25 protein-coding genes and 1 pseudogene are annotated in these 26,677 nt (G+C 38.9%); 12 read left to right on the forward strand and 14 right to left on the reverse strand.

Annotated elements, in window-relative coordinates; genetic code table 11:
• Positions 1 to 72 precede the first annotated feature (72 nt).
• The gene (locus ACG59Z_RS02165) at positions 73 to 705 is read left to right on the forward strand and encodes an alpha/beta hydrolase (RefSeq protein WP_016805219.1); all 633 of its coding nucleotides are present in this window, start codon (positions 73 to 75) and stop codon (positions 703 to 705) included.
• Positions 706 to 764: 59 nt separating this feature from the next.
• Here ACG59Z_RS02165 and rtcR read toward each other — a convergent pair whose 3' ends face one another.
• On the reverse strand, positions 765 to 2,363 hold the full coding sequence (gene rtcR / locus ACG59Z_RS02170) for an RNA repair transcriptional activator RtcR (RefSeq protein WP_400197765.1): 1,599 nt from the start codon (positions 2,361 to 2,363) through the stop codon (positions 765 to 767).
• Between the two features lie 67 nt (positions 2,364 to 2,430).
• Between rtcR and ACG59Z_RS02175 the strand changes: the two genes are divergently transcribed.
• The 5 genes from ACG59Z_RS02175 (at position 2,431) to rtcA (ending at position 7,092) form a co-directional block, all read left to right on the forward strand.
• Positions 2,431 to 3,405 carry a ribonuclease Z gene (locus ACG59Z_RS02175; protein WP_400197766.1) on the forward strand — a complete coding sequence of 325 codons (975 nt, stop codon included), beginning with the start codon at positions 2,431 to 2,433 and terminating at the stop codon, positions 3,403 to 3,405.
• Between the two features lie 255 nt (positions 3,406 to 3,660).
• Positions 3,661 to 4,929: an RtcB family protein gene (locus ACG59Z_RS02180; protein WP_400197768.1), complete on the forward strand. Its 1,269-nt coding sequence runs from the start codon at positions 3,661 to 3,663 to the stop codon at positions 4,927 to 4,929.
• Between the two features lie 2 nt (positions 4,930 to 4,931).
• Complete coding sequence (locus ACG59Z_RS02185; protein ID WP_400197770.1) at positions 4,932 to 5,315, forward strand: hypothetical protein; 384 nt, start codon at positions 4,932 to 4,934, stop codon at positions 5,313 to 5,315.
• A 12-nt stretch (positions 5,316 to 5,327) separates the two neighbouring features.
• Entirely contained in the window at positions 5,328 to 5,786 is a 459-nt protein-coding gene (locus ACG59Z_RS02190; RefSeq protein WP_400197772.1) for a DIP1984 family protein, read from the forward strand.
• A gap of 259 nt (positions 5,787 to 6,045) precedes the next feature.
• On the forward strand, positions 6,046 to 7,092 hold the full coding sequence (gene rtcA / locus ACG59Z_RS02195; protein WP_400197774.1) for an RNA 3'-terminal phosphate cyclase: 1,047 nt from the start codon (positions 6,046 to 6,048) through the stop codon (positions 7,090 to 7,092).
• 34 nt (positions 7,093 to 7,126) lie between these two features.
• Here the strand turns inward: rtcA and ACG59Z_RS02200 are convergent, their stop codons facing one another.
• From ACG59Z_RS02200 to pheA, 4 genes are all read right to left on the reverse strand, one after another.
• Positions 7,127 to 8,587, reverse strand: coding sequence for an aminoacyl-histidine dipeptidase (locus ACG59Z_RS02200; RefSeq protein WP_400197775.1), 1,461 nt, complete (start codon positions 8,585 to 8,587; stop codon positions 7,127 to 7,129).
• 171 nt (positions 8,588 to 8,758) lie between these two features.
• Entirely contained in the window at positions 8,759 to 9,142 is a 384-nt protein-coding gene (locus ACG59Z_RS02205) for a hypothetical protein (protein ID WP_005068294.1), read from the reverse strand.
• Between the two features lie 127 nt (positions 9,143 to 9,269).
• Positions 9,270 to 11,516, reverse strand: coding sequence for a bifunctional prephenate dehydrogenase/3-phosphoshikimate 1-carboxyvinyltransferase (locus tag ACG59Z_RS02210; RefSeq protein WP_400197777.1), 2,247 nt, complete (start codon positions 11,514 to 11,516; stop codon positions 9,270 to 9,272).
• A 107-nt stretch (positions 11,517 to 11,623) separates the two neighbouring features.
• On the reverse strand, positions 11,624 to 12,733 hold the full coding sequence (gene pheA / locus ACG59Z_RS02215; protein ID WP_002049199.1) for a prephenate dehydratase: 1,110 nt from the start codon (positions 12,731 to 12,733) through the stop codon (positions 11,624 to 11,626).
• Positions 12,734 to 12,940: 207 nt separating this feature from the next.
• Here pheA and ACG59Z_RS02220 point away from each other — a divergent pair.
• Positions 12,941 to 13,030 (forward strand): annotated as a pseudogene (locus ACG59Z_RS02220) (hypothetical protein); the annotation flags it as partial.
• Between the two features lie 128 nt (positions 13,031 to 13,158).
• On the forward strand, positions 13,159 to 13,782 hold the full coding sequence (locus ACG59Z_RS02225) for a hypothetical protein (RefSeq protein WP_400197780.1): 624 nt from the start codon (positions 13,159 to 13,161) through the stop codon (positions 13,780 to 13,782).
• A gap of 50 nt (positions 13,783 to 13,832) precedes the next feature.
• On the opposite strand, the gene ACG59Z_RS02230 is transcribed toward ACG59Z_RS02225, so the two are convergent.
• Both ACG59Z_RS02230 and ACG59Z_RS02235 read right to left on the reverse strand, forming a co-directional pair.
• Positions 13,833 to 14,978, reverse strand: coding sequence for an acyl-CoA dehydrogenase family protein (locus tag ACG59Z_RS02230; protein ID WP_151739198.1), 1,146 nt, complete (start codon positions 14,976 to 14,978; stop codon positions 13,833 to 13,835).
• A gap of 159 nt (positions 14,979 to 15,137) precedes the next feature.
• Complete coding sequence (locus ACG59Z_RS02235; protein ID WP_002049312.1) at positions 15,138 to 16,493, reverse strand: dicarboxylate/amino acid:cation symporter; 1,356 nt, start codon at positions 16,491 to 16,493, stop codon at positions 15,138 to 15,140.
• Positions 16,494 to 16,992: 499 nt separating this feature from the next.
• Here ACG59Z_RS02235 and ACG59Z_RS02240 point away from each other — a divergent pair, with 499 nt between their 5' ends.
• Complete coding sequence (locus ACG59Z_RS02240) at positions 16,993 to 17,988, forward strand: glycosyl transferase family protein (RefSeq protein WP_400197782.1); 996 nt, start codon at positions 16,993 to 16,995, stop codon at positions 17,986 to 17,988.
• A gap of 38 nt (positions 17,989 to 18,026) precedes the next feature.
• On the opposite strand, the gene ACG59Z_RS02245 is transcribed toward ACG59Z_RS02240, so the two are convergent.
• The 3 genes from ACG59Z_RS02245 to ACG59Z_RS02255 all read right to left on the reverse strand — a co-directional run bounded on the left by ACG59Z_RS02245 (position 18,027) and on the right by ACG59Z_RS02255 (position 19,674).
• On the reverse strand, positions 18,027 to 18,434 hold the full coding sequence (locus tag ACG59Z_RS02245) for a hypothetical protein (protein WP_400197783.1): 408 nt from the start codon (positions 18,432 to 18,434) through the stop codon (positions 18,027 to 18,029).
• 62 nt (positions 18,435 to 18,496) lie between these two features.
• The gene (locus tag ACG59Z_RS02250) at positions 18,497 to 18,769 is read right to left on the reverse strand and encodes a YeaC family protein (RefSeq protein WP_004643467.1); all 273 of its coding nucleotides are present in this window, start codon (positions 18,767 to 18,769) and stop codon (positions 18,497 to 18,499) included.
• Entirely contained in the window at positions 18,766 to 19,674 is a 909-nt protein-coding gene (locus ACG59Z_RS02255; RefSeq protein ID WP_002049094.1) for an NAD(+) kinase, read from the reverse strand. Before ACG59Z_RS02255 ends, ACG59Z_RS02250 begins: the two co-directional genes overlap by 4 nt.
• A gap of 185 nt (positions 19,675 to 19,859) precedes the next feature.
• On the opposite strand from ACG59Z_RS02255, the gene mrcB reads away from it, so the two are divergent.
• Together mrcB and ACG59Z_RS02265 are read left to right on the forward strand one after the other, a co-directional pair.
• Positions 19,860 to 22,256, forward strand: coding sequence for a penicillin-binding protein 1B (gene mrcB, locus ACG59Z_RS02260; protein ID WP_311069310.1), 2,397 nt, complete (start codon positions 19,860 to 19,862; stop codon positions 22,254 to 22,256).
• Positions 22,257 to 22,276: 20 nt separating this feature from the next.
• Positions 22,277 to 22,828 carry a tetratricopeptide repeat protein gene (locus ACG59Z_RS02265; RefSeq protein ID WP_400197787.1) on the forward strand — a complete coding sequence of 184 codons (552 nt, stop codon included), beginning with the start codon at positions 22,277 to 22,279 and terminating at the stop codon, positions 22,826 to 22,828.
• Positions 22,829 to 22,850: 22 nt separating this feature from the next.
• Here the strand turns inward: ACG59Z_RS02265 and ACG59Z_RS02270 are convergent, their stop codons facing one another.
• Positions 22,851 to 23,753, reverse strand: coding sequence for an NUDIX domain-containing protein (locus ACG59Z_RS02270; RefSeq protein ID WP_400197788.1), 903 nt, complete (start codon positions 23,751 to 23,753; stop codon positions 22,851 to 22,853).
• Positions 23,754 to 23,889: 136 nt separating this feature from the next.
• Between ACG59Z_RS02270 and hemP the strand changes: the two genes are divergently transcribed.
• Entirely contained in the window at positions 23,890 to 24,060 is a 171-nt protein-coding gene (hemP, locus tag ACG59Z_RS02275; protein ID WP_000993415.1) for a hemin uptake protein HemP, read from the forward strand.
• Positions 24,061 to 24,125: 65 nt separating this feature from the next.
• On the opposite strand, the gene ACG59Z_RS02280 is transcribed toward hemP, so the two are convergent.
• From ACG59Z_RS02280 to ACG59Z_RS02290, 3 genes are all read right to left on the reverse strand, one after another.
• On the reverse strand, positions 24,126 to 25,484 hold the full coding sequence (locus ACG59Z_RS02280; RefSeq protein ID WP_400197790.1) for a sensor histidine kinase: 1,359 nt from the start codon (positions 25,482 to 25,484) through the stop codon (positions 24,126 to 24,128).
• Complete coding sequence (locus tag ACG59Z_RS02285; RefSeq protein ID WP_263614170.1) at positions 25,481 to 26,143, reverse strand: response regulator transcription factor; 663 nt, start codon at positions 26,141 to 26,143, stop codon at positions 25,481 to 25,483. Before ACG59Z_RS02285 ends, ACG59Z_RS02280 begins: the two co-directional genes overlap by 4 nt.
• 103 nt (positions 26,144 to 26,246) lie before the next feature.
• Positions 26,247 to 26,606, reverse strand: coding sequence for a NirD/YgiW/YdeI family stress tolerance protein (locus ACG59Z_RS02290; RefSeq protein WP_263614171.1), 360 nt, complete (start codon positions 26,604 to 26,606; stop codon positions 26,247 to 26,249).
• Positions 26,607 to 26,677: the final 71 nt, after the last annotated feature.

Consider the following 26,677-nt stretch of genomic DNA (forward strand, 5'->3'; position numbering starts at 1 on the left):
AATGCTAACTCGTGTTTTCAATGACGACTATCGGTAAAATAGAGATACGTATTGTTATTTATCGATTCTTATATGTCTGAGCAAATTTTCATTCAGGGTCCAGTTGGTAAAATTGAACTTTTTGTAGACCGCCCTGAAGGTGAAATCAAAGGCTTTGCGGTTGTTTGCCATCCGCATCCATTGCAAGGTGGAACCCCTCAACATAAAGTCCCTGCTCTTTTAACCCAAATCTTTAATGAATATGGTTGTATCGTTTACCGTCCTAGTTTCCGTGGTTTAGGCGGCAGTGAAGGTGTTCATGATGAAGGCCATGGTGAAACCGAAGACATTTTAGCTGTGATTGAGCATGTTCGTAAGCTTCATGAAGGCTTGCCATTCTATGCAGGCGGTTTTAGCTTCGGCTCACATGTTTTGGCAAAATGTCATGCGCAGCTTAGCCCAGAATTACAACCAGTACAGTTAATTTTGTGTGGCTTGCCAACAGCGACTGTAGTGGGCTTACGTCACTACAAAACTCCTGAAATTCAAGGCGATATTCTACTCATTCATGGTGAGCAAGATGACATTACCTTACTTTCAGATGCAATTGCATGGGCAAAACCACAGAAGCATCCAATTACGATTTTGCCAGGCGCTAACCACTTCTTTACAGGTTATTTAAAACAGCTTCGTCAAATCATTACACGCTTTATTATCATGAAATAAAGTGTATTTGATGGGCATAGATTGAGTCTATGTCCATCATTTCATAAGCACAGTAACTGCTAAAAATTATTCCAACTTAACCCAAAACGTGCCAAATATTTTTTTACTCGGTCGCTATCGTTCGTTGTATTACGTTGTTGGCGAGATACTGAAAAGAGTTTTCTTCCCGCCTCTGCCATTGATTTTGAATTTTCACAGACTTTGAGCACACCTCGTAATTGAATCTGATCAAATTCATCTATTTGCTCTATTTGTTCAGAATCCAAATAGTTCAACAAAATATCTGTATTTTTATCATTGTAAGATTCACCCTGAATAAGCCAAAGTTGCTTTAGGCGTTCAATTTCTTTTTCTACAGCTTCACGACGAATTAACTCACCTTGAGATAAAGTTGCTAAACGAGTTACGCTCGCTGCTAGATCTCTAAAATTTCCTTGCCATGATGCATCTACTGATTTAGCAAACTTTAAATATGTTTCTAAAGCATCACGTTGAAAACGTAATTGTCTTTGATGAATTGCAGCAAACCGCTGTAACTCAAAATCAATATTGGGTGCAATATCCTCTACACGATCTTTTAAATTAGGTAAAAAGAATGTCCACGTATTCAAACGAGCCCATAGATCTTCACGAAAACGGCCCGCTTGAACTTCATTGCGCAAATCACGATTAGTACCCGCTATTAGCTGAAAATCGGCTTGAATTTCCTTATCACTTCCAACAGGGAAAAAGCTTTTGTCTTCTAGTGCTTTTAGCAGCATAGCTTGTTCATCAAGTCCCAATTCACCAATTTCATCTAAAAATAAAATGCCTTGGTCAGCACTTTTTAATAAACCAGCACGAGATGCAGCTGCGCCTGTAAATGCACCTTTTATATGACCAAATAAGGTCGACATGGCACTATCACCACGTAAGGTTGCACAGTTAACATCGATAAAACGGCCGCTTAATTGAAATTTATCTTTCTTTAACTGAAAAATTTGTTTTGCCAAATGAGACTTACCAACCCCTGTTGCCCCCATAATTAAAATAGGTGCACTAGAGCGGGTTGCAACTAATTCAACTTCCTCAATAAGCTGATTAAACGCTTTATTATGAGTAGAAATATTGGCTTTAAGTTGTTGCCAATTTTGCTTTTGCTCATCATCGAAGCGCTGTTTTAAAACATCGTATCGAGATAAGTCCAGATCAATAATTCTATATTCACCTTCTGATGTCTTGTGTTGGTTAGGTGAACTTTGAATGAGTTGAGCTGGCAAATAATGTGCATCTACCAATAAGTACCAACAAATTTGAGCAACATGCGTTCCTGTCGTGATATGCAGTAAATAGTTATTTTTTTCGATATCAAACGGATACGTTTTTACAAAGTCATAGAGTGCACCATAAACTTCAGCAAAATCCCAAGGATCTTTAATACTTACCTTATGTCCAGAAACCTCAGTTTGTGGAGAAATCTCTTTAGCATCTACTGCTATAGATTTAACTAAATTATGATGCTGTCGATCATGTAAAAGTACCAATTCATCTACAAGCAAATCTTCATGCATTAACAGGCTAAGTGTAGGACGCCAACGCTGCCAGCGATCTGGCCTTCTCCCCTGATCAAGGGTAGAACCGACAAAGCCAATAACAACTGTTTTCTTTGCATCCGCCATAATTTCTATAAAATTTTATAAGTGTCTATAATATACAATACGCATTTGACCAAAAAATTCCAAGAATATGCTTCATTTTACTTTTTTAGGCACATCTTCAGGTGTACCGACCCTGACACGTAATGTTTCAGGATTAACAGTTCGTAACAGCAAAAATAAGGACTGGATTTTAATTGATGCTGGCGAAGGGACACAGCACCGTATTCAACAAGCTAAACTTTCATTACAAAACCTAGTTGCCATTTGTATTACACATGTTCACGGCGACCATTGTTATGGTTTAGTTGGTTTATTGGCAAGTGCGGGCATGAATGCCCGTAGCAAACCCTTAATCGTGATTGCACCAAAAGAAATTCAGCAATGGTTTGAAATCACTGCCCAACTTACAGATTTACATTTACCCTATCCCCTTCAATTTATTGATGTGAATGAAGCAACGCAGCCACAACAGATCACTGACGAATTCATTGTTCAAGCACACCCTCTAAGCCATCGTGTTCCAAGTTTTGCTTTTAGCATTTATATCAAATCTATTCAGAAGAAGTTAGATACCCAAGCTCTAACTCAACTTGGCGTACCTCAAGGCGACATGTGGGGCCATTTGAAACGAGGCTACGATGTTGAGTTTGAGGGGAAAACTTTAAAAGCTCAAGACTTTATCAAAATTCAAAATCAACAAGTTCATGCAATTATAGGTGGAGATAATGACCAACCAGAACTATTAGCAGACGCTTGCAAAGATGCCCAACTCCTTATTCACGAATCGACTTACTTACAAACGGTTTTAGATAAAGTCGGCAAAGGTCCAATGCATAGCTCAGCAAAAATGGTGGCTGATTTTGCAGAACAGCAATCTTTAAGTAATCTAATTCTGACACACTTTAGCCCTAGACATCAGGATAAAGCTGGGCAGCAAGCTATTACTGAAGAAGTTCGCCAGTTTTATAAAGGTCATTTTTATTTAGCCAATGATTTTGATGAATTTACTTTAAGTGAAGCTGGACAGCTTTTAAAAATCGATAGAAACGGGAAGATCCATTAAATACATATATCCAAAAAGATATTTAAATATATTTTTAGATATCTTTTAAATATTAAAATTTCCAACAGAAATTAGTTACGCAGAAAGAATAATTATTTTTATATATTACTTTCAATAACTTATATTTTTAATTAAGTATATTTTTAAAAGTTGGCACACTCAGTGCAATAGTACAAAGCACACAACATCATTCGGATATTGTGAATAACACCTGCCTGCAAACGCTTGGCAGGCAGGCTTTGAAAGGAAAAGAAAATGTCTGTCATTGAAGAAATTAAACAACAAGCTCAGTTTGAACAAAAGCAGCAACAACGTTCTTATGAAGTTCTGCAAAATGAAAAAAGTATGCCAGTCAAAATGTGGACTAAAGGCGTGCTTGTTGATGACAACTCAAAACAACAATTATTGCAAACTGCCCAAATGCCTTTTATTTATAAATGGATGGCTGTTATGCCAGATGTACACTTCGGTTTAGGGGCAACTATTGGTAGCGTAATTCCAACTAAAGGGGCAATTATTCCTGCTGCTGTGGGTGTAGATATTGGTTGTGGAATGATGGCAACCCGTACAAGCTTAACGGCTTCAGATTTACCAGATAACTTACATGCTCTACGTACTGAACTTGAACGTTTAATCCCACACGGAATGACTAAGCGCGGACGTGATCGTGGGTCATGGGAAACTCCACCAGAAATGGTAGATCAAGCTTGGGCTGGTCTGGTTGCAGATTTTGAATACATTTGTGCCAAACATCCACGTTTAAAAAACACCAACAACCGCAAGCATTTAGGAACTCTAGGTACTGGAAACCACTTTGTCGAGATCTGTTTAGATGAGCATGATCATGTTTGGATTATGTTGCACTCGGGTTCTCGTGGTGTAGGAAATGCTATCGGTAATCATTTTATCGAACTTGCACGTAAAGACATGCAGAAGCATTTCATTAATTTGCCAAATAAAGATTTAGCGTACCTAGTCGAAGGCACTGAACATTTTGATGATTACTGGTTTGCTGTGGGTTGGGCTCAACGCTTTGCGATGAAGAACCGAGAAATCATGATGCAATCTGCGATTAAAGCCTTGGCGACTATTGTACCAAAGCCGTTTCAGGCACGTTTGGAAGCGGTGAACTGTCACCATAACTATGTGGAAAAGGAAGAACACTACGGTGAAGAAGTAATGGTCACCCGTAAAGGTGCTGTCCGTGCGCGCTTAGGTGAATATGGAATTATTCCAGGTTCAATGGGTGCGAAATCGTTTATTGTCCGTGGACTTGGAAATCAGGAATCTTTCTGTTCATGTTCGCATGGTGCTGGCCGTGTTATGAGCCGTACTGAAGCAAAACGACGCTTTACCGTAGAAGATCAAATTGCCCAAACTGAAGGTGTAGAATGCCGTAAAGATGCAGCAGTTATTGATGAAATTCCATCGGCATATAAACCAATTGAAGATGTAATGAAAGCTCAAAGCGATTTGGTTGAAGTGGTATATACCTTACGACAAGTGGTGTGTGTTAAGGGTTAATCATGGAAAAAGATTGTTTAGATATTCGAAGTTATAGAATCAGGGCAAATGAAGAAAAGCATCTGATTCTACCTGAACACCCCTATTACATCCTCTTGGTTGTGGAAACCGATCAAATTCTGCCTAAATGGCGTAATTGGATTTGTGAGCAGATTGTCTATTCCAAACATTGTATTCAAGCGATGGTTACAGGATATGAGTGTTCTATTTGGGATGATGTCCTAGATGAAAACTATCTAGTTCTTTATAACTATCAGCCACCAATCGATCATTGTTTTATGACAACTTGGCATGAAGATGAAACGTTAGAAGACATTACTGAATGTGCAAAAATTACTATGCAATTAGAAGATATTTCGAACTTAGTAATTGTACATATTGAATAAAAGGTAAATAAAATGAAACTCGCAGAAGCACTTTTACTTCGAAGCGATCAACAAAAAAAGCTCGCTTCCTTAAAACAACGAATCAACACCAATGTATTGGTACAAGATGGCGATGAACCTAGTGAGGATCCAAATGAACTGATCAAACAGGTATTTGCCTTAACCCAAGAAAGCAATGAATTAATTTATTGTATTCATCTAACCAATGCACAAACAAAACTAGAAGATGGCAAAGTATTGTTGTCCCTATTAAGCTTGCGCGATAGTTATGCTGAACAACATAAGATTTTAATCCATGCGATTGCTAATACACATCGAGAACCTGATCGTTACAGCTCACGTGAAATTAAGTGGAAGAAAGTCATTCCTGTTTCTAGCTTACAAAAGCAGGCGGATGATATCAGTGCGAAACTCCGTGACTTAAACGTTAAAATTCAGGCTGCTAATTGGCAAATTGATCTAATCGATTAAACAATAAATTTTGTGAAATCATTTTCACAATCAAAGTTTGGACATACTGGGCGAGTACAAGATCCTGCATTACTCCGATCTGAGGGATTGAAAATAATTCAGGCGGCTATGGCAGCATGTGAGCCGTGCATCGATATTCACTTATCAGGCTCAGCACTATGCACCTAGTAAACCTTTGTCAAAAGCAAAGTCACACGTTACTTCGCATTACCATGTACTGACAGTATGTTCATTAAATTAGAAAATAAGGAAAATAGAAGTGAATACAGTTTTGGCAAATATGCCAAAAGCCATTCAAATTGATGGATCACAAGGTGAAGGTGGTGGACAGATTTTAAGAACTGCCCTTGCGCTTTCAATGATTACAGGCCAACCATTTGAATTAATTAATATACGTGCAGGACGTAAAAAACCAGGGTTAATGCGTCAACATTTGGTTTGTGTACAAGCATCTCAACAAATTAGCCAAGCTTATGTAGAGGGTGCTGAATTACATAGTCAACGTTTATATTTCGCACCTCAGCATGTTCAAAGTGGTAAATATCAATTTCAAATCGGTTCAGCGGGTAGTACAACACTGGTTTTACAAACGCTTCTACCTGTTTTGTTGTTACAAAATGAAGCTACCGAACTCACCATTTCAGGGGGTACACATAATCCACTTGCACCAACAGCAGATTTTATTGAACACTGCTTTTTACCTGCTCTAGCGAAGATTGGAATTAACGTCGATTTTAGATTAAATAAAGCTGGCTTTTTTCCAATTGGTGCAGGTGAAATTCAGATTACCGTTCAACCATGGCAACATCGAAACAAGCTAAATTTATTAGATCGTGGTGCTTTGCAATGCAATGAAGCTTTTGCAGCAGTATTAAATCTTTCAGAGGAAGCACAAATTGCTCAACGTGAATTAACCACATTAAGTAAAAAGCTAAACTTAAGCTCTCAGCAACAATTTCATTTAAATGGAATTAGCCAAGGCAATACAATGTATGTGAAAGTTACTCATCAATATCACACTCAACTGTTTACAGCTTTAGGTGAGATGCGCAAAAGTGCAGAGCAAATAGGTGATCATTTAGCAAAAGATGTAAAATTATATTTATCTTCACAGGCTGTGGTAGATGAATATTTGGCAGACCAGTTACTGCTACCATTGGCATTAGGCCAAGGTGGTGAATTCACCGCACAATGTATTAGCGAACACACTCGTACTCAAGCAGCCATGATTGAAAAATTTATTGATTGTGAAATCGAGTTTGTCGAGTTAAAACCAGATCATTTTCATATAAAGGTTAAAGTTTAAGAAGCTCATGACTGAGCTTCTTATTTCTAAAAAACTACTCTACAGATGCCAAAGCGGTTACCAGTAGCTTCCAGCATTTCTCTACAGTATCAACTTTGACTCGTTCACCCGGTGCATGCGCACCTTGAATATCCGGTCCAAAAGAAACCATTTGTAAATGTGGGTAATGCTCGGCAATAATCCCACACTCTAAGCCTGCATGAATTACTTTTAGATTTGGCTCAATATTAAATGCATTTTGATAGGCCTGCTGTAAGCACTTTAGAGCAGCCGAATCTGGATTTGGTGTCCAACCCGACACTAACGGCGTAAGTGTAGAGCCGATATTAAATTGACTGAAATGTTTTTGTATTTTTTCTGCAAAGTCTTGAGCTTCTTGGTTCACCATTGAACGGACCATTAAGACAGCTTTTCCGCCTTCTCTATTTAGTCTCACCACTCCAATATTATTTGAAGTCTCAACTACATCTGATAGAACCTGACTCATACTTGCAACGCCATAAGGACTTGTTGCTAAAGCTTGCAACCATTCATTTTGCTGTTGTTGAGCAATCACTTCGGTCACTTCAGCACTATTAGGCTGAATAGTTAATTGCAGATTGTCATCAATACCTTGTAGCTGTTTTTTCCATGCTGTTTGATATTCAGCGAGTAATTGTTCTAATTCAGGCAATTGGTTAGATGAAATGGCAATGGTTGCTACAGCTTCGCGAGGTAAAGCATTACGAGCTGTACCACCTATAAACTCAACAAGCCGTCCACCAAACTTCGCTAAATGCTGATTTAAAAAACGGGCCAGAATAACGTTGGCATTACCACGTCCTAAATGGATATCTACGCCAGAGTGACCACCTTTAAGACCAGCCACCTGAATATTAACAATATTCAAATTTTCAGGAATTGGTTCATAATTAAGCGGTTGCTCAACTTCAACATCAATACTACCAGCACATCCGAGATACAACTCGCCCCACTCTTCTGTATCAATATTAAATAGCCATTTCCCTTTTAGTACACCTGCCTGTAAAAGCCGTGCACCACTCATGCCTGCTTCTTCGTCGACTGTTAAAAGAACTTCAATTGGTCCATGAGCAATATCATTTGAGTCTAAAACTGCCAAGGCTAAAGCCACCCCAATGCCATTATCAGCACCTAAAGTGGTATCTTTAGCAATTAACCAGCCATCCTCAAGAACTGGACGAATCGGGTCTTTAAAGAAGTCATGTACCGTGCCAGTATTGGCTTGTGTAACCATATCTAAATGGCCTTGCAGAATAACTCCAGGCACATGTTCTTTACCCGCAGTCGCATTTTTACGGATAATCAAATTTCCTACTTCATCCACATAAGTTTCTAGATTCCGACTTTCAGCCCAGTTTTTTAAAAATTCACGAAGCTGCTGTTCATGCTTTGACGGACGCGGAATAGTGCAAAGTGTTTGAAAATGCTGCCAAACCACTTGAGGAGATAACGCTGCAATATTAACTTGTGTCATGAAAACCACACTCTAATTATGTAAATATCTTAATAATTTCAATATACACAAAGCATTAAAGATAGGTAGGGATTTCGGGAAAGATTTTGTATTTTTATCTTTAATCTAAAGAGACTGTACGGCTTTCTTAAAAAGCCGCACTTCATAAATAAATCTTAACAGGTGTATATCTTAATTTTTCCATTCAAATGCTGAAAAGCTATGATCAGCTTTCAAACTATTTTCAACTGCCTGTGCAAGCTGGCGAATAATGCTTTGTGTTTCGATTTTCTCAAACCAGTCTTGTTCTTCATCAGGATTGGCAGAGATTTCACACATCAAATGCCCTTCATGGTCTGTTTTCTGACAAGTAATCGACAAAGGTAAAAGATGATTATCTATACTGACTTCTACCTTTTCATGCTCATGCACAATGTGCTGTGCATCAAAGCCATAATGCCCCAATTGTTTAAACAATAAAGCCGCTACATATTCTTGTGTGATATGGCATTCATTTGGTGGATGATCAAGCACCCCATGTTGTGGGCAACTGGCAATAAATTGTAATTTTTTCATCCTTTGTCCTAACACTTTTATCATTATCTGCGCTTAGCATAAGCAATAAACAAACAGCAGCCAAGCCTTTAGCCCGCTACTGCCGTTGCTATTGTGTTAGCAATTATAAAATGTGTTAGGTCAAAAGTTATTGGCTAACTTCGATTGTTAAGCCTGCACGATTCGCCAACTCAGTGAAAGTTGGGAAGCTTGTCGCCACAGTTTCAGTACCCTGAATTGTAATCGGACCAGAAGTACGAAGACCTGCCATACTAAAGCTCATAGCAATACGATGGTCATGGTGCGATTCGATTTCACCACCAGCAAAAATTGGTGACCAATCGCCAGATTTGCCTTTACCTTCGATAATGATGCCATCATCAGTTGGTGTGCAGTCAATGCCCATGATTTTTAAGCCATCTGCCATAACCTGAATACGGTCAGATTCTTTCACACGAAGTTCTGCCGCACCAGTAAGTACCGTTTGGCCTTCAGCACAAGCTGCTGCAATAAATAATGCTGGGAATTCATCAATTGCCAAAGGTACTTGATCTTCCGGCATATGAATGCCTTTAAGCGTGCGTGAACCTTTAATATGAATATCAGCAATGGGTTCGCCACCAGCAATACGTTCATTTTCAACAGTCAGATCAGCACCCATCTGTTTTAAAATTTCGATTACACCAGTACGCGTAGGGTTAATACCAACCGCTTCAAGCACAACGTCTGCACCTTCAGTAATTGCAGCACCCACCATAAAGAAAGCAGCAGATGAAATGTCTGATGGTACTTGAATATCAGTACCCACTAATTTGCCACCGCCAACGAGTGAAATTTTATTGCCTTCAGTTTTAACATCATAACCAAATGCACGAAGCATGCGCTCTGTGTGGTCACGAGTAGGTTCTGGTTCAGTGACCGAAGTTTCACCTTCAGCCCACAAACCAGCAAGTAAAATACCCGACTTCACTTGAGCAGATGCCATCGGTAAATCGTATTGAATGCCTTTTAATTGCTGGCTACCCGTAATACTGACAGGTGGTGTACCTTTCTCACCTGTTGTCTGGATTTGCGCACCCATTAAACGCAATGGCTTAGCAATACGCTCCATTGGACGTTTAGAAAGTGACGCGTCTCCTGTCATCACTGAATCAAACTTTTGTGCAGATAACATACCTGAAAGCAAACGCATGCTTGTACCAGAGTTACCCATATACAATGCACTTGCTGGCGCTTTTAAGCCATGCATGCCTACACCATGAATGGTCACTTCACCATTTTTAGGGCCTTCGATGCTTACACCCATATCACGAAAGGCTTGTAAAGTTGCCAAAGCATCTTCGCCCTCAAGGAAGCCAGTTACATGAGTCGTGCCTTCGGCAATAGCACCAAACATAATGGAGCGATGTGACACAGATTTGTCACCCGGTACGGTAAATTTACCTTTAAATGCCTTATTTCCCGGTAAGATACTGAATTGCTGTGTCACCTTATTTTTCTCCATTAAAGGTTTTTTGGCTAACATATGATTGAAATGCTGACGTGCTGCCTGAGCATGGCCGAGTAAACCCATTAATGCATGAGAATCTTCGTTTTCAATCAATTTTCTAAGTACGGTAAGTTGCTTCTCGAAGCCATCTACAGCATTTAATATAGCGGTTTTATTGGCAAAGAAAATGTCATGCCACATTTGGGGATCACTAGCCGCAATTCGTGAGAAATCACGAAAGCCACCTGCTGCATAACGGAAAATATCAAGATTATCTTCACGGTTTGCAAGTTGCTCGACCAAATTAAATGCCATCAAATGTGGTAAATGGCTCGTATGCGCCAAAACCTCATCATGCTTGGCAACATCCATACAAATAACTTCAGCTTTAGCAGCTGACCAAAGTTGAATCAGTTTCTCAACTGCCCATTCTGCACTTGTTGGCAATGGCGTTAAAATCACTTTATGATTTGCAAATAGATCAACCTTACCTGCATGAACACCTGTGTGCTCACTACCCGCGATAGGATGTCCCGGCACAAAACCTGCTGGTAAGTCTTCACCAAATACAGCTTTTGCTGCATCAACAACATTACCTTTTGTACTTCCCACATCTGTTACAACCGTGGTTTCTGACAAATAAGGCTTAATTTGATCAAGCACTTTTTGTGTCGCACGTACTGGCAAGGCTAAAACAACTAAATCTGCCCCCTTCACAGCCTCTACAGGATCAGAAAATCCTTCTTGTATTAAGCCAAGTGATTTTGCATCTTCTAAAGTTTTCTGTGAGCGTGTAGAAGCCACAATAGTTGTCGCCAATTTTTCTGCAACAATAACGCGCGCCAAACTCGACCCGATGAGTCCTAAACCAATAAATGCAACTTTTTTAAATAGGGGTTGTGACATAACTTCAACTTTGCTTTTGCTCAAACTTAATTAAACTCTTGAGCAATTTGTTTTTAAGCATAATGACATGTTCTATTTGATACATGTCATTATTCCAACATGAGTGTTTATAGAACAGCAGCAGGATAAGAACCTAAAATACGAAGCTCTTTCACCATTGGACGAATATCATTGATTGCCGCAGCAACGTTCTCTTGATCGATATGCCCTTCTAAATCGATAAAGAATACATATGCCCATTTTTCAGGTAACGCTGGACGGGTCTCAATACTTGTTAAACTAATATTATGTTTTGCAAACGGCGCTAAAATTTCTAATAAAGCACCTGCACGGTCATGTGCCGAAATTAATAACGATGTTTTATCATTGCCACTTTGTGGAATTTTTTCACGGCCAATCACTAAGAAACGAGTGGTATTTTCCGGATTATCTTCAATATTGCTATGTAAGATTTCAAGGTTATACATACCTGCTGCAATATCAGATGCAATTGCTGCTGAGTGCCATTCGTTACGAATACGACGTGCAGCTTCCGCATTTGAGTTTAAAGCGACACGTTCAACACCTGGATAATGCGCATCTAACCACTGGCGGCATTGAGCCAAAGTTTGCTGGTGAGCATAAATCTGTTTAATACTGTCTTTACGCGTATTTTCAGAGACTAGGAATTGATGATGAATACGCAATTCAACTTCACCGATCACATTTAAATTCGATGTTTTAAAGCAGTCTAAAGTATGATTCACAATACCTTCAGATGAGTTTTCAACCGGAACCACACCGTAATGTGCACTACCCGCTTCTACTTCACGGAACACTTCATCAATAGTTGGTAGTGGACGAACAACTGCATCCTTACCAAAATGCTTAAGTACAGCAGATTGAGTAAAAGTACCTTCTGGCCCTAAAAATGCAATGCTTTGCGGCGCTTCTAAAGCAAGACAAGCAGACATAATTTCACGGAACAGACGCGCCATAGTAACATCAGATAAAGGCCCCTGATTGCGCTCCATAACTTTACGTAAAACTTGTGCTTCACGCTCAGGACGATAAAACAAAGGATTCTCTTCGGAAGCAAATTTAGCTTTAGCAACAGCTTCAGCAAGGCTTGCGCGGCGATTTAATAATTCTTGAATCTGTTGATCTACGCTATCAATATCTTCGCGAATTTGTTCTAAACTAAGAGAAGTCGTTTTGTTTTGATCATCGTTGATCATTGGAATGCAGCCTCAGCAAAATCATCTTTTAAACGAGAGTATAACAATAGTCGGCTTTGATTTGTTAGGCAATATCGGTGTATTGGCTTTTTTCGTTAATCGCTCTCGAACCTGTCTATAAGATTACTTTATTTGATAATGATTTTCATTTATTATTTTACTTACCCTATTTCTTATCGGTATTTTTAAAACTCTACTCAGCAATAGATGACAAATCTGTATCCGCTCTTCCCATAAGCACTTATGTTTGCTTCATGTCAAAACCTAGAAAGCTATAAATCTTTAATTGATGAGTAGAAGCACAAGACTACTGAATAAAAATTACTCAACTTTTAAAACGATTATTTCCTTGTTCTTAAAGATAGACCTCTTAATGCATAGATTGGTTATACTGACCCAATATGTCATAACAACAGTAAAATAGAATGAATAAAATTATTGTTTTAGGCTTACTGGGTATTACAAGTTTTAGTTTAACGGCTTGTGGCGGTTGTCCAATAATCGCAGGATGCAATGGTAGGGATAATTCTCCGTACTATATGACGACTATCAACAATCAAGTTCGTGGTATTCCAATCCCAGCCCAAACTAAGCTGACCTATCAGTCGCAACACTTCAGGCAGAAATTTGAGCAAACACATGCTTTAAAAGAGAAAAATTTATCCGGCATTACTTTACCAACAGATACTGCAATCATTTGGGGTGGCATGCCAGTAGACATGTTTATACAGTTTTCTAATCCCGAAATGAAAGGCTTCTCGGTCTATCCAGCACGAGGATTTAATACAAAGTTATCAAATGAGTTTTTACATTTATGGAAAAGCTGTGAAAGTGATTTAAACATTAACTTAAAGAATCCAAATGACTGGTCATTTAATCCTGAAAATATGGAAATAAGGGGTTGTGGCATCAATCAAAAACGAAGTAAATATACCGAAGACTCATTTCGTCAAGATGAAGCCGATGAGTTTTTAAGAAAGATCAACCAAGCCTTACATGAGTTACCCAAACAACAAGACTATCCTGTCATTCATCGAACTAACAAATAGGTAATATAAAAAGCCTACTCAAAGGTAGGCTTTTTTTTGAAACTATTTAATTAGGCTTTGCCAATTAATCCACGGGCTACGATTTCTTTCATAATTTCATTTGTACCACCGTAAATACGTTGAATACGAGCATCTACAAAGAAACGTGAAATCGGATATTCAGTCATATAGCCATAACCACCAAAAAGTTGCAGCAAGTTGTCAGCTACTTTCATTTGCATATCTGTACTGAAGCTTTTAAGCGCCGCTGCAGTTTCAACATCAAGTTTACCTTCTTGATATAGAGCAACGTTTCTCTCATAAAAAGCAGCTGTAGCAAGCTCATCAATTTTTGCTTGAGCTAAAACAAAACGCGTATTTTGGAATTGAGAAATAGGCTGGCCAAATGCATGACGTTCTTTTACATAAGCCGTTGCTAAATCAATTGCACCACGAATAGCTCCTATTGCGGTAGATGCAATAGCGGTACGTTCACGTGGTAACTCTTGCATTAAATAAGCAAAACCTTGCCCAGCTTGACCGAGTAACTGGTTTTTAGGAATCTTAACATTGTCAAAAAATAGCTCAGAAGTATCTTGAGAATGCAGACCGATTTTGTCGAGGTTGGTACCTTTCTTAAAACCATCCAAATGTGTATCTGCCAATAATAACGATACCCCTTTCGCACGCGCTTGAGGATCAGTTTTTACTGCAAGCACCACAAGGTCAGCATGTTGCCCATTTGAAATAAATGTTTTAGAACCATTTAGCAAATAATGGTCATCTTGCAAAATGGCACTGGTACGCATTGATTGTAAGTCTGAACCAGCACCCGGTTCCGTCATACCAATTGCCCCAACTACTTCACCAGTTACCATTTTCGGCAACCAGTATTGTTTTTGCTCTTCTGTCCCAATATGTAAAATATAAGGTGCAGCAATTTCAGAGTGACAAGAAATAGCCGTTGATAATGCACAAAAACCGGCTCGAGCAGACTCTTCAACTAACATTAATGAATAGTAAGTTGGAACCCCATAACCGCCATATTCTTCTGGGACATCCACACATAAAAAGCCATTTTCGCCCAGTTGATTCCAAACTGAACGCGGCATAATTCCTTCACGTTCCCATTGGTCGTAATGTGGAGCAATATGCTCATTCATAAAACGTTTAAAATTATCACGGAATAATTCTAAATCTGCATCATATGCCAACATAATATTTTCCTTCGGCTTTATTGTTTTATCGAATCTCATTGCTGTGCATGCTAATCATTTTTTTAGTTACTGTCATGGCATAGCTGCTCATTTAAACTGTACTTTTCAGTCAGCCAATAAAAAAGGAAGCTTAGCCTCCTTTTTTATTACGATAAATGATTAGTGAGATGCCTCAGCAATTACACTTTTTTGCTCAAGCATTTTTCTATCTACTTCATCTGGATTATTCAGTGCATCATTTAGTTTATCTTTATCTAATGCACCGACCCATTTCGCAACCACAATCGTTGCTAAAGAGTTACCAACTAAGTTCGTTAAAGCACGTGCTTCTGACATGAAACGGTCAATACCTAAAATCAATGCCAAACCTGCAACTGGAATATGACCAACAGCAGATAAAGTTGCAGCCATAACAATAAAGCCAGAACCTGTTACACCTGCCGCACCTTTAGATGAAATTAAAAGTACCAATAGCAAAGTAATTTGATGCTGAATATCAAGCTGCGTATTTGTTGCCTGAGCAATAAATATTGCAGCCATCGTCAAATAAATAGAAGTACCATCAAGGTTAAATGAATAACCTGTTGGGATGACTAAACCAACCACAGACTTTTCACAACCTGCGATTTCAAGCTTACGTAGCATACGTGGCAAGACCGACTCAGAAGAAGATGTACCGAGTACAATTAAGAGTTCTTCACGAATCAAACGCACCATCTTAAGAATGCTAAATCCACTTAAACGGCTGATCGTTCCTAATACCAAGAAAATAAATAATAAACAGGTAATGTAGAAACAGAGGATGAGCTGGCCTAACTGTACCAGTGAACCCACACCATATTTACCAATGGTAAACGCCATTGCCCCGAACGCACCTAGTGGAGCAAGCTTCATGATCATATTTACAATGTTAAAGAACACATGTGCAATTTGATCAATTAACTTTAATACTGGACGTCCTGCATCACCTAACTTATGCAGTGCGAAGCCAAATAGAATTGCAAAAAGAAGGACCTGTAAGATTTCACCATTTGCAAATGCACCCACCACTGTATCTGGGATGATATGCATTAAGAAATCAACGGTAGATTGTGACTCACCAGAAGTGACGTATTTTTGGATACCTGAAGTGTCCAGAGTCGCAGGATCAATATTCATTCCTACGCCTGGCTTTGCAATGTTAATCACCACAAGGCCAATCAGAAGTGCGATTGTTGAAACGATCTCGAAGTATAACAACGCAACACCGCCAGTTTTACCAACTGACTTCATACTTTCCATACCAGCAATACCACTGACCACTGTACAGAAAATAACAGGTGCGATGATCATTTTAATCAAACGAATAAAAGCATCACCTAATGGCTTGAGTTGCTCACCTAAACCTGGAATATGATGTTCGACACCATTAACAATTTGCGTTGTACTTGGTGAGAAATGCCCTACCAAAACACCCGCAATAATCGCAATAATCACCTGAAAATAAAGTGATTTATAAATCGGTTTTTTAGCCATAACTTTACTTCAATCTATATTTCCAAGTCCGTTGGAAATATCAAAATGAAACGTCTATTCTTTACGAATACACAGCCCTAACCTTTCACATGAACACCGCAAAAGGGAAACGGTTTTTTAATAACAAAAAACCTTCCTACTACCTCAACGAAAACAAAAAAGCTGTTTTCTAAAACAGGAGAATACCTGAAGTTTCCAACCACTTTGAGTAGCCAGAAATAACCTCTTACTTTTTCAATAAAAAGCTGAAGATATAGGAGAATCACAGAAAATTATGATATGAGTGCTCAAAAAAGCACATGAAAGTTTACTCGAATTAAATCACGATTCGGTTAAAATTTTGGCTAATACGCACAAAAAACACTCATGCAGCCTTAAGACTTTAGTATGAGAAACACTTTTGATATTTTTTCAGCAGATTTTTATGTCATATTGATAAGTCCTTGTAGACATTTCATTTTGAGCTGCCTACCCCTTATTTTTACTGTTTTGAATTGCCATGAATACTAAACGTAATATCTATAAAGATGCTGAACATCCCTTTGCGCAATATGTCCGTATTTTAGGTAAGGGGAAAACCGGATCTCGATCACTGAGTTATGAAGAAGCCTATCAAGCTTTTACCATGATTTTAAAAGGCGAAGTTCTTGATGTTCAGTTGGGTGCTTTTTTAATGCTACTACGTGTTAAAGAAGAGTCCATTGATGAGCTTGCGGGCTTTGTACAAGCCACCAAAGACCAACTTAATTTTCAACCTTTAGACGTTGACCTAGACTGGTCATCTTATGCAGGCAAGCGTAAACATTACCCTTGGTTTTTATTGGCTGCCCTGACACTTGCTCATCACGGCTATAAAATCGTCATGCACGGCGCTTCTGGACATACGATTAACCGAGTCTATACCGAACAAGTTTTAGAATATTTAGATTATAAAATTTGCCATTCTGAACAAGACGTCCGTATACAATTGGCCGAACAGAATTTTGCTTACTTACCTTTAGAAGTAATTTCACCTGTTTTAAGTGATTTAATTTCTTTAAGAAATGTCATGGGTTTACGCTCTCCTATTCATACTTTAGCCCGTCTCATTAACCCATTTAACGCGAAAGCAACCTTACAAGCGATATTCCATCCGGCTTATAGAACCTCTCATCAGCATAGTGCGCTTCGCTTAGGCTATCAAAATAGTGCAGTCATTAAAGGTGAAGGCGGTGAATTTGAGCGAAACCCCGATGCTAAAACACTGATTTGCGGTATTAAAAATGGTGAACTCTATGAACATGAGTTGCCAAAGCTTACACCTGAACGTAGCCCAATTGAAGAAGAGTTAGACTTGGCAACATTTAAAGCTGTCTGGCTTGGTCAGCAGCATCATGAATATGGTGAAATGGCAGTAACAGAAACCATGGGTATTGCGTTATATACCATGGGGGTAGTCAATAGCTATGATGGTGCAATGGATAAAGCCAAAGCGTTGTGGAATAGTCGTTTCTAAAATACGAATGACCAAGGTTATATCAGATAACCTTGGTTTTAAGGGTCAACATAATAAAAATCTGGCCAAAATGGATATTCCTGACCTGAAGAATGAATATTTCTTAGTTTCAAATGATCGCCTATTTTGATTGTAATCTTCTTAGAATCGTAGGGACCCGAAAGATAAGCATCTCGTTGTTGACCAATAAGTTTCTTACAATATAAATGATGCGCTTTGATCTTTTGGGAGCTTCGTATTGTTTGCGACTCCAGCACCTGAATCCCAATCAATAACATGGGATAACCGTCATTTTTTATAATTGTATATTTAGCTTGAGGTGAAGTGTATTTCTGACTCGCAACAACCTTCACGTTGAGTAAACACTCAATAGGTTGTTTGGCCAATGCAGCACCACTAAACAATATGAGAAATAATAGTACGTAAATAGGTTTTAAATGTTTCATATGATTCTTTATTATATTTTGATAAACATAAAAAAAGCCCAGTAATCACTGAGCTTCCTAAATTAAACAAAACGAATCGGTTTAAACTCAGGTTCATGCTTGTGATGATCATCATCACACTCTTCACCCTCTTCTTTCGTTCCGCGGTCAATATAACCACTACGCTGCTCTTCCGGTAAGTTCTTTAACTCCCAAGCAATCACAGCTTGCATACATGTTTCGCGCTGTTCTTTCGTTAAAACAACACCATTTGGCCATTTACCAATTTCTACTGCTGTTTTTAAACGCTCTACAATTTCAGGGTTTAAAACAGATAGCATTTGTTCAATATTCATGATTCATCTCTTTGAAAAGATTCAAAATCTTGGTTCCAACCCAGTTTGGTACGACAAGCCATATAGAAATCATAACCTGGTGGGTGTAATAAACTTAATTTAAATGGGTGTTTACGGATGTGCAAACTGTCGCCAACATTGAGCGATACGCTATGTTGTCCGTCTGCACTCACCATCGGTAACACTCGATTTTCGCGAATAACAATTTTAATTTCACTTTGCCCACCAACTACGATTGGGCGTGAAGATAATGTATGGGGGTGCATAGGGACTAATGCAATCGCATCCATACTCGGATGTAAAATTGGACCACCACCCGACAATGCATAAGCAGTTGATCCTGTCGGTGTCGACACAATTAAACCATCACTATGCTGACGGTAAACATATTGACCATCAATATTGAGTTCAAAGTCGATCATATGTACCGACTTACCTGAGTGTAGTACGACATCATTTAAAGCAATTGCGTCATAAATGACCTCGCCATTGGTACGTACTTCCATTTCAAGCAAGAAACGGCGATCAAGTTGGAAATGACCTTGTAGAACCTGATCAAGCTTAAAAATAGCTTCCGCAGGCTTAATATCAGTTAAAAACCCTAAACGCCCACGGTTAATACCAATAACAGGTGTATTGTAGCGAACTAAAGCTCTAGCTGCATGAAGCAAAGAACCATCTCCACCGACTACAATCACCAGATCAGCAACTTCACCTAATAAGTGACGACTAACAACTTGTGCATGATCATAGGGCACTAATTCGGCAGTTTCCTGATCAAAAATGGGGTTTAGGCCTAAACTTAGCAAATGGTCATGAATTAAACATAGTGTTTCTACAACTGATGATTTATCCGGTCGACCAATTAACCCGACGTTTCTGAAGGACTTATGTGAAATTTGCACGAATGAGTAAGCTCCGCTGCGATTCTACGCTATCATAACATTAACCTGATTAATTTAAAAAAACATAACAACAAGATGCTGTAAAATTCAATCTAAGTTTTCCATTTATTCACAGTTTTATCATTGCAAATTGATGACAAGCTATCGCATCATTAACGTATTGTTTAGGGTTTTATCTCATTTATATGAAGTTTGAACGTGGTATCGGTTTCTTCGCACTAATTTTTTCCATATTGGTGATTGGTGCTTTTATTGCTCTTAGTATCTATCTGATTCGTTTAGATAATATTATCCGTGAAAAATTTGAAGGACAGCGCTGGGACATTCCTGCCAAAGTGTTCGCTCGGCCTTTGGAAATTTATAATAATGCACCTATTACTCAAGCAAATTTTACCCAAGAATTAAAATTATTAGGTTACAAAACTTCAAGTAATTATGACAAGTCGGGAACCTTTGTTGCTCAAGGTAGCAACATGTATGTACATACACGTGGTTTCGACTATGGTGATAGTGTAGAACCTGAACAAGTTTTAGAACTTAGTTTTGCAAACGACCAAGTTGCAGAGGTACGCAGTACCAAACCTTCTTCAACAGGTGTGGCTCGTTTAGAACCTATGCTCATTGGGGGGATCTATCCTCAGCATAATGAAGACCGCGTTCTGATCAAACTCAATAATGTTCCTAAACCACTTATTGAAGCTTTAATTTCTACAGAAGACCGTAATTTCTACCATCATCACGGTATTTCAATTCGTGGTACGGCCCGTGCTTTGGTGAGTAATGTAACTGGAGGACGTCGCCAAGGTGGTTCAACCCTGACACAACAGTTAGTTAAGAATTTTTATTTAACACCTGAACGCACATTAAAACGTAAAGTGAATGAAGCCCTAATGGCTTTACTCATTGAATTGCATTACAGCAAAGATGAAATTTTAGAAGCTTATTTAAATGAAGTAAATTTAGGCCAAAACGGTAACTATTCAATCAATGGTTATGGCTTGGCTTCACAGTTTTATTTTGGTTTACCACTTCGTGAACTTAATGTCGCACAACAAGCTTATTTAGTCGGTTTGGTTCAAGGTCCATCTTTATATAACCCGTGGAAAAACCCTGAAGGTGCAAAAAATCGCCGTGATACAGTTTTAAATAACATGCGTGTAATGGGTTATTTAACTCAAGCAGAATATGAAACTGAAATCGCGCGTCCTTTAAATGTGCTGAGCAAACCAAGCTTAGGTCCTGCAAAATTCCCTGACTTCTTAGATATTGTACGTCGTCAGTTACGTACCGAATATCAAGAAAGCGATTTAACCAATCAAGGATTACGTATTTTTACGACCTTGGACCCAATTGCTCAAACTCAGGTTCAAGATGCATTTAAAGCTTCTGTAGAACGTCTGACTCAAAGTAACCCTGCCCGTTTGAAAAACTTGCAAGGTGCGGTACTGATTGCACATCCTGAAAATGGCGAGTTAATTGCAGCCGTTGGTTCTACTCAAGATTTTACTGGCTTTAACCGTGCTTTAGATGCAAAACGTCAAGTCGGCTCTTTATTGAAGCCAGTGATTTATTTAAGTGCAATTGAGTCTGGCCGTTATAACTGGGCAAGTAAAATTGAAGACGCACCAATCAGTATTCCTGTAGACGGCGGTAAAAGTTGGACACCGAAAAACTATAGTGGCGGTGGTCATGGCATTGTAAGTTTAAGTGAAGCCTTAGCAAACTCTTATAACCTTTCTGCTGTTCGTATAGGTCAAGAATTTGGGTTATCTACATTTACCAATAACTTAAGAAAATTTGGCGTTGAATCACCAATTCCTGCCTACCCTTCTATTTTCCTTGGTGCAGTTAATATGTCACCAATGGAAGTACTCGGTATCTATGAAAACTTCGCTACAGGTGGTTTCAAATATCCAACGCGTGCGATTCGCTCTGTGGTAGATGCTAATGGCCGTTTACTTGATCGTTATGGCCTAAACGTACAACAAACCATTGACCCGTCGGTTGGCTATATCATGAACTATGGCCTACAACAGGTCATGTCATCAGGTACGGGCCGTGCAGCGTACAACAGCTTACCTCCTGCTTTAAAACTGGCTGGTAAATCAGGTACGACTAACGATACACGTGACTCATGGTTTGCCGGTTATTCGGGTAACCATGTCGCTGTAGTATGGTTAGGTCTAGATGACAACAAAGTGACTGGCTTAACAGGTTCATCTGGTGCATTGCCAGTGTGGATTAATGTGATGAAACAATTACGTCAAACACCGGTAAATTTACGTCAGCCAGACACTGTACAGTGGCAATGGATTGATCATGCAACAGGTGATTTATCAGCACAGGCTTGTGCTGGTGCGATGTATATCCCTATGCTGACGCATACAGTGCCGCATCGTGCTACGCCATGTGGAGCACCGTATTATCAAGTTGATCCAACATACGCACCACAAAGTGATAACACAGCACCAGCTTCTCAACCGGATAATAGCGATAGCTATATTCGTGAGAGTGAAAATCAGATGGAACAAGATCTGTCGAATAACTCACATGTGATTTCTAGTGGTAGTTATAACAACTAAGCGTTGACAGGAAACAGGATATGTTAAAGAAAGGTGTTTTTTATATTGGTGCTGTACTTATGGTCGGCTGTACAACTTTACCAGATCATTCAGCCCCAAAAGAGAAAACACCGCCTGTTACCGAGAAAAAGAATACTGAGACGCCATCCGGTGTAAAAATTACACCTTATGATCATCCAGATATTCAACGTAAAAGTTTACAAGTGATCGTTCCTCAACAGAAAAAGCCGCAACGCTTTAATGATGATGGAAGCCAGTTACCTGCTTTTAAAACGTTAATGCAAAAAACTGAGCAAGCTTATAAAAACCAACAATGGTCGGAGGCTGAGCGCTACGCCCTTCAAGCGCAGCGTTTAGCACCACAGGCTGCTGAGACTTATTTATTTCTTGCACTCACGGCAAATCATAAACAGCAATATGCTAATGCTGAGTCTCTTGCTAGACGTGGTTTAAGCTTTGCTCAGAGCCAAGCAATGAAAAAGCAGCTTTGGCTAACCATTTTAAAGGCTGGTCAACAGCGTAATAACCCAAAAACTGTTCAGGAAGCACAGCAAGCATTAAAAGCGCTCTAGCTTTTAATGCTTTTATGTCTTATTAAAAATTACGAATACCTGCCAAGCCATACGCACCATGTTGCTGTGCTGTAGCTAAATCATCAGGACTCATGCCTCCCAAAGCAAATACGGGAATCTGGCATTTCTCAATCAAGTCAGTTAAACGATCCCATCCTAATGCGCTCGCATCTGGATGGGTTTCTGTTACTTTGACAGGACTTACAAAAACAGCATCACAGCCAATTTGCTGAGCATGCTGTAAAGAAACTGCATCGTGGCAAGCGGCAATAAAACGTACTCCCACCTCTAAGTCACCTTTATGCAAACTCATTAATTGAGACTGCTTAAGATGAACCGTTTTTATATGATCTTTTAAATCTGGTTTTAACTGGTGCCAAACATCGATATTCACGATTAATTTTGAAAGCTGATCTGTATCTAAAAGAGCTAATTTTTCTAGATTATCCTCACTAACATTATCTTTTTCACTGCGCCAATACACTAAAGTGTCCTCATTTTCGGGTAGTGTGAGTGTAGAGCTAATTTTAATAAAATGTAGCCAATACAATCTTTTAATAATATCTTTATTGGCTTTCGGGAAGTTTAATTGAAGTAACTGTTCACGTGTGTACCATGTCCAAGGCTGATGAATAAGATTTAATAATTCATCAGGGACATAACCATGGAACAAATGAAGATTGACAATAATGTCTTCATATTCATGGTGAATATAATCAAATTGATGCCAGTCTTTTAAACCAATGCCGACTTCTTCATAAATTTCACGGCGGCAAGCTTCTTCTGGTGTTTCACCCTGCTCAACCTTTCCTCCAGGAAACTCATGCTTTCCACCTTGATGCTGCTGTTCTCCACGCCATCCAACTAATATTTTCCCGCGATGAATTAAGATGGCTATTGCGACATCGACTATCGGTTTAGGCATTGTTCTACTCACTCAAATTTTTCTCAAGTGTAAGCAAATTTTATCAATTTATAAATTCTTTAAAATCTCATTGACAGATCTATTCGATAATGATTATCATTTAAATCGTTCAAGAATATACCACGGAGCACAACAAATGAACGCACCTTTTAGCTTATTTACTCGTAACACTGACTCAGCTCATGCCTTACCAATGCTACATTCTAACAACCTATTTGCATTAGGTCGTGAAATTCGAATTATGCATGCTGGCGAGGAATACCGCTTACGCCTTACTCGCAATAACCGTCTCATTTTAACTAAATAAGAACGATCCTCGCGTTTCAATAATATTCGTGGGAAAACAAAAAATGGATAGCATGGGCAACCATGCTATTTTTGTATTTCATGATTAAAAGGCAATGTCACTTCAACTTTTAAACCACCTTGGCTTGCATGCATAAATTGCAGTTCACCACCATGGAGTTGAATAATTTTTTTAGTAATTGAGAGCCCTAATCCTGAGCCTTGCTGCTGTGTACCTAATACGCGAAAAAAACGCTGTCCTAGACGTCTTAAAACCTCATCATCTACGCCATTTCCAGTGTCTTCTATAGAAATTTTCAGTTGTTGCTGGAACTGACTGAGTTCAACATGAATAAATCCCAAAGTAGGACTATAGCGAATAGCATTATCAAATAGATTTCTAAAAGCAATAAACAGTAATTCTTCGTTCGCAAACATTTTAGTTTCATTTGACAAAATATTTGTCTCAATCACCATTTGTTTGGCTTGTGCATCAATATTTACGGTTTCAACTACTCGAGCCAATACATGGTTTAAATCAATCACACTCTTAAAGAGTTCCGGTTGCTCTGTTTCATTAGGCTCCAAACGTGCCAGAAGGAGTAAATTTTCAAGAATTTTTGTACTTCTTGAAACGTCTTCTTGGATCCGCTCAAAGTCTTGGTCAAGTTCTGGAACATGCTGATATTTGCGTTGTAAAACCTGAAGGCGCATTTGTATGGCAGATAACGGAGAACGTAACTCATGTGAAGCATCTGCGGTAAAGCGCTGTTCGGCAACAAGTGCTCTTTGAAGTCTTGCAAGTAACTGATTTAAAGCATCTATGACCGGTTGAATTTCTGTAATGACATCTGGATCTTGAATAGGCTCTAAATTTGATGCAGTTTTTTGAGCGATACGTTTAGAGAGTAGATTGAGAGCCGCCAATTGTTGTTCGGTACGCCAACTTACAATCACCCATTGTAATAACCAAAACAAAACCATAAGACCGCTATATCCAGCGAGTGCTTTGAGTACCTCTTCTACACGAGTACTCATGGGCTGAAAGACTTCAACTTGCAGCTCTGAATCTTTTTGTTGTGTGGCCAGACTACGCCATAACTGGCCATCAAACCAAAAGTATGAAAAACCTTTTGATAAGTTGCCTTGTTCAAACAGTTCGTGTTGATAGGTGTGAGAATGGGTAAGTAATTGACCAGAGTTTAATAATTCATATTGAATATCAAATTCATCACTGAGCTCGTCAAACTGTTTCATAGAATGTTTAGAGAGATCAGAAACCAGCAAGGTATCTGAAATTTCATCCATGATTTCATCTTGCACTGACATGTTGTGATAAATCGAAAATATGGTGAGTAAGCTTAAAGCGAGCAGCCCCACCACGATGCTACTCCACATGGTGGTTTTAACCAGTTGGGACTGCAAAGAAGAACGATTTGGTTTCATTTTAAATCTCCCATACGGTAGCCTAGTCCCCGTATGGTTTTAATACTGCTACTTCCGATTTTTTTTCGAAGTTGATAAATAAAAACTTCTATTGCATTACTTTCAATCTCGTCACCCCATGCGTAGAGCGCTTCTTCTAATTGATCACGAGTAATAATATGTTCAGGATGAACCATCAGCTTGCGTAAGATTTGGAACTCTTTTGCTGTTAAATCGATCGAATTGCCAGCAAATAATACAACTTTCGCTTGAGTATCTAGGTGTAAATCTCCCCATGTTAAAACCGATTGCTGACTCAAAGTTTGTTTGCGTAATTGAGCTCGGATACGGGCAGATAACTCTTCTAAGCTAAAAGGTTTAACCAAATAGTCATTTGCACCTAAATCTAGCCCCTCTACTCGGTCCTGAATACTGTCACGCGCTGTAATAAAAATGACAGGTACATTTTTTTGTTTATAACGGATTGTGGTTAGAACTTTTTCACCCGCGAGTTGTGGTAGGCCTCGATCAAGCAAAATACAGTCATAGTCATGCTGCTCAATGGCAGTAAGCGCATAGTCACCTCTTTCAACCCAATCGACTTGATAACCGTCTAACTCTAACCAAGATTGAATACTTTCCGCTTGAGAGCGATCATCTTCTGCAAGCAAAATTCTCATCTATTTTTCCTGTTATATTCTGACCTGATCTTGCCAAGCCTTTATTAAAAAAGCAAAGCCGCATCATTTGTGCGGCTATAAATCGTATAAGTAAAATCCAATGTTAGAACTGGACTTGTTCTACATCAATTTCTACACGTTTTAACGGTTTAAGGTCTATATCGACTTCACCCACTAGACCAATATTAGTCGTTGGGGAAATAGGATGACCTTGCCAAAGTTCATCATCTACATCAATGGTAATAGTGCCCGTTTTATCACGGAACTGATATTTTTCATCCCCTAAAGATTTCACCACTTGGCCATGTAATTTTACAGGCGTATTGTCTTTTGCTGTTAAAGCTTGCTTAACAGTCGTTACGGTTGCTGGAGTAATTGCTGCATGGTTTAAGGGTATATTTGCCATAACCATGCCAGCAGTTGCCAAACCAGCAGTCATCAAGATCACTTTAAATATTTTCATAAAATCACCTATTTGATTACATCTTGGAATGACATAAGTACAACAAGCATAGATGAGGTGAATCTTAAGAA

This window comes from Acinetobacter sp. ABJ_C1_1 (assembly GCF_044684115.1).
In the GTDB taxonomy this organism is placed as follows: domain Bacteria; phylum Pseudomonadota; class Gammaproteobacteria; order Pseudomonadales; family Moraxellaceae; genus Acinetobacter; species Acinetobacter nosocomialis_A.

Excerpts from the sequence above, each read along its gene's own strand:
- ACG59Z_RS02165 (WP_016805219.1), top strand. The coding sequence starts at position 73 with ATGTCTGAGCAAATTTTCATTCAGGGTCCAGTTGGTAAAATTGAACTT.
- rtcR (WP_400197765.1), bottom strand. The coding sequence starts at position 2,363 with ATGGCGGATGCAAAGAAAACAGTTGTTATTGGCTTTGTCGGTTCTACC.
- ACG59Z_RS02175 (WP_400197766.1), top strand. The coding sequence starts at position 2,431 with ATGCTTCATTTTACTTTTTTAGGCACATCTTCAGGTGTACCGACCCTG.
- ACG59Z_RS02180 (WP_400197768.1), top strand. The coding sequence starts at position 3,661 with ATGTCTGTCATTGAAGAAATTAAACAACAAGCTCAGTTTGAACAAAAG.
- ACG59Z_RS02185 (WP_400197770.1), top strand. The coding sequence starts at position 4,932 with ATGGAAAAAGATTGTTTAGATATTCGAAGTTATAGAATCAGGGCAAAT.
- ACG59Z_RS02190 (WP_400197772.1), top strand. The coding sequence starts at position 5,328 with ATGAAACTCGCAGAAGCACTTTTACTTCGAAGCGATCAACAAAAAAAG.
- ACG59Z_RS02200 (WP_400197775.1), bottom strand. The coding sequence starts at position 8,587 with ATGACACAAGTTAATATTGCAGCGTTATCTCCTCAAGTGGTTTGGCAG.
- ACG59Z_RS02205 (WP_005068294.1), bottom strand. The coding sequence starts at position 9,142 with ATGAAAAAATTACAATTTATTGCCAGTTGCCCACAACATGGGGTGCTT.
- ACG59Z_RS02210 (WP_400197777.1), bottom strand. The coding sequence starts at position 11,516 with ATGTCACAACCCCTATTTAAAAAAGTTGCATTTATTGGTTTAGGACTC.
- pheA (WP_002049199.1), bottom strand. The coding sequence starts at position 12,733 with ATGATCAACGATGATCAAAACAAAACGACTTCTCTTAGTTTAGAACAA.
- ACG59Z_RS02225 (WP_400197780.1), top strand. The coding sequence starts at position 13,159 with ATGAATAAAATTATTGTTTTAGGCTTACTGGGTATTACAAGTTTTAGT.
- ACG59Z_RS02230 (WP_151739198.1), bottom strand. The coding sequence starts at position 14,978 with ATGTTGGCATATGATGCAGATTTAGAATTATTCCGTGATAATTTTAAA.
- ACG59Z_RS02235 (WP_002049312.1), bottom strand. The coding sequence starts at position 16,493 with ATGGCTAAAAAACCGATTTATAAATCACTTTATTTTCAGGTGATTATT.
- ACG59Z_RS02240 (WP_400197782.1), top strand. The coding sequence starts at position 16,993 with ATGAATACTAAACGTAATATCTATAAAGATGCTGAACATCCCTTTGCG.
- ACG59Z_RS02245 (WP_400197783.1), bottom strand. The coding sequence starts at position 18,434 with ATGAAACATTTAAAACCTATTTACGTACTATTATTTCTCATATTGTTT.
- ACG59Z_RS02250 (WP_004643467.1), bottom strand. The coding sequence starts at position 18,769 with ATGAATATTGAACAAATGCTATCTGTTTTAAACCCTGAAATTGTAGAG.
- mrcB (WP_311069310.1), top strand. The coding sequence starts at position 19,860 with ATGAAGTTTGAACGTGGTATCGGTTTCTTCGCACTAATTTTTTCCATA.
- ACG59Z_RS02265 (WP_400197787.1), top strand. The coding sequence starts at position 22,277 with ATGTTAAAGAAAGGTGTTTTTTATATTGGTGCTGTACTTATGGTCGGC.
- ACG59Z_RS02270 (WP_400197788.1), bottom strand. The coding sequence starts at position 23,753 with ATGCCTAAACCGATAGTCGATGTCGCAATAGCCATCTTAATTCATCGC.
- hemP (WP_000993415.1), top strand. The coding sequence starts at position 23,890 with ATGAACGCACCTTTTAGCTTATTTACTCGTAACACTGACTCAGCTCAT.
- ACG59Z_RS02280 (WP_400197790.1), bottom strand. The coding sequence starts at position 25,484 with ATGAAACCAAATCGTTCTTCTTTGCAGTCCCAACTGGTTAAAACCACC.
- ACG59Z_RS02285 (WP_263614170.1), bottom strand. The coding sequence starts at position 26,143 with ATGAGAATTTTGCTTGCAGAAGATGATCGCTCTCAAGCGGAAAGTATT.
- ACG59Z_RS02290 (WP_263614171.1), bottom strand. The coding sequence starts at position 26,606 with ATGAAAATATTTAAAGTGATCTTGATGACTGCTGGTTTGGCAACTGCT.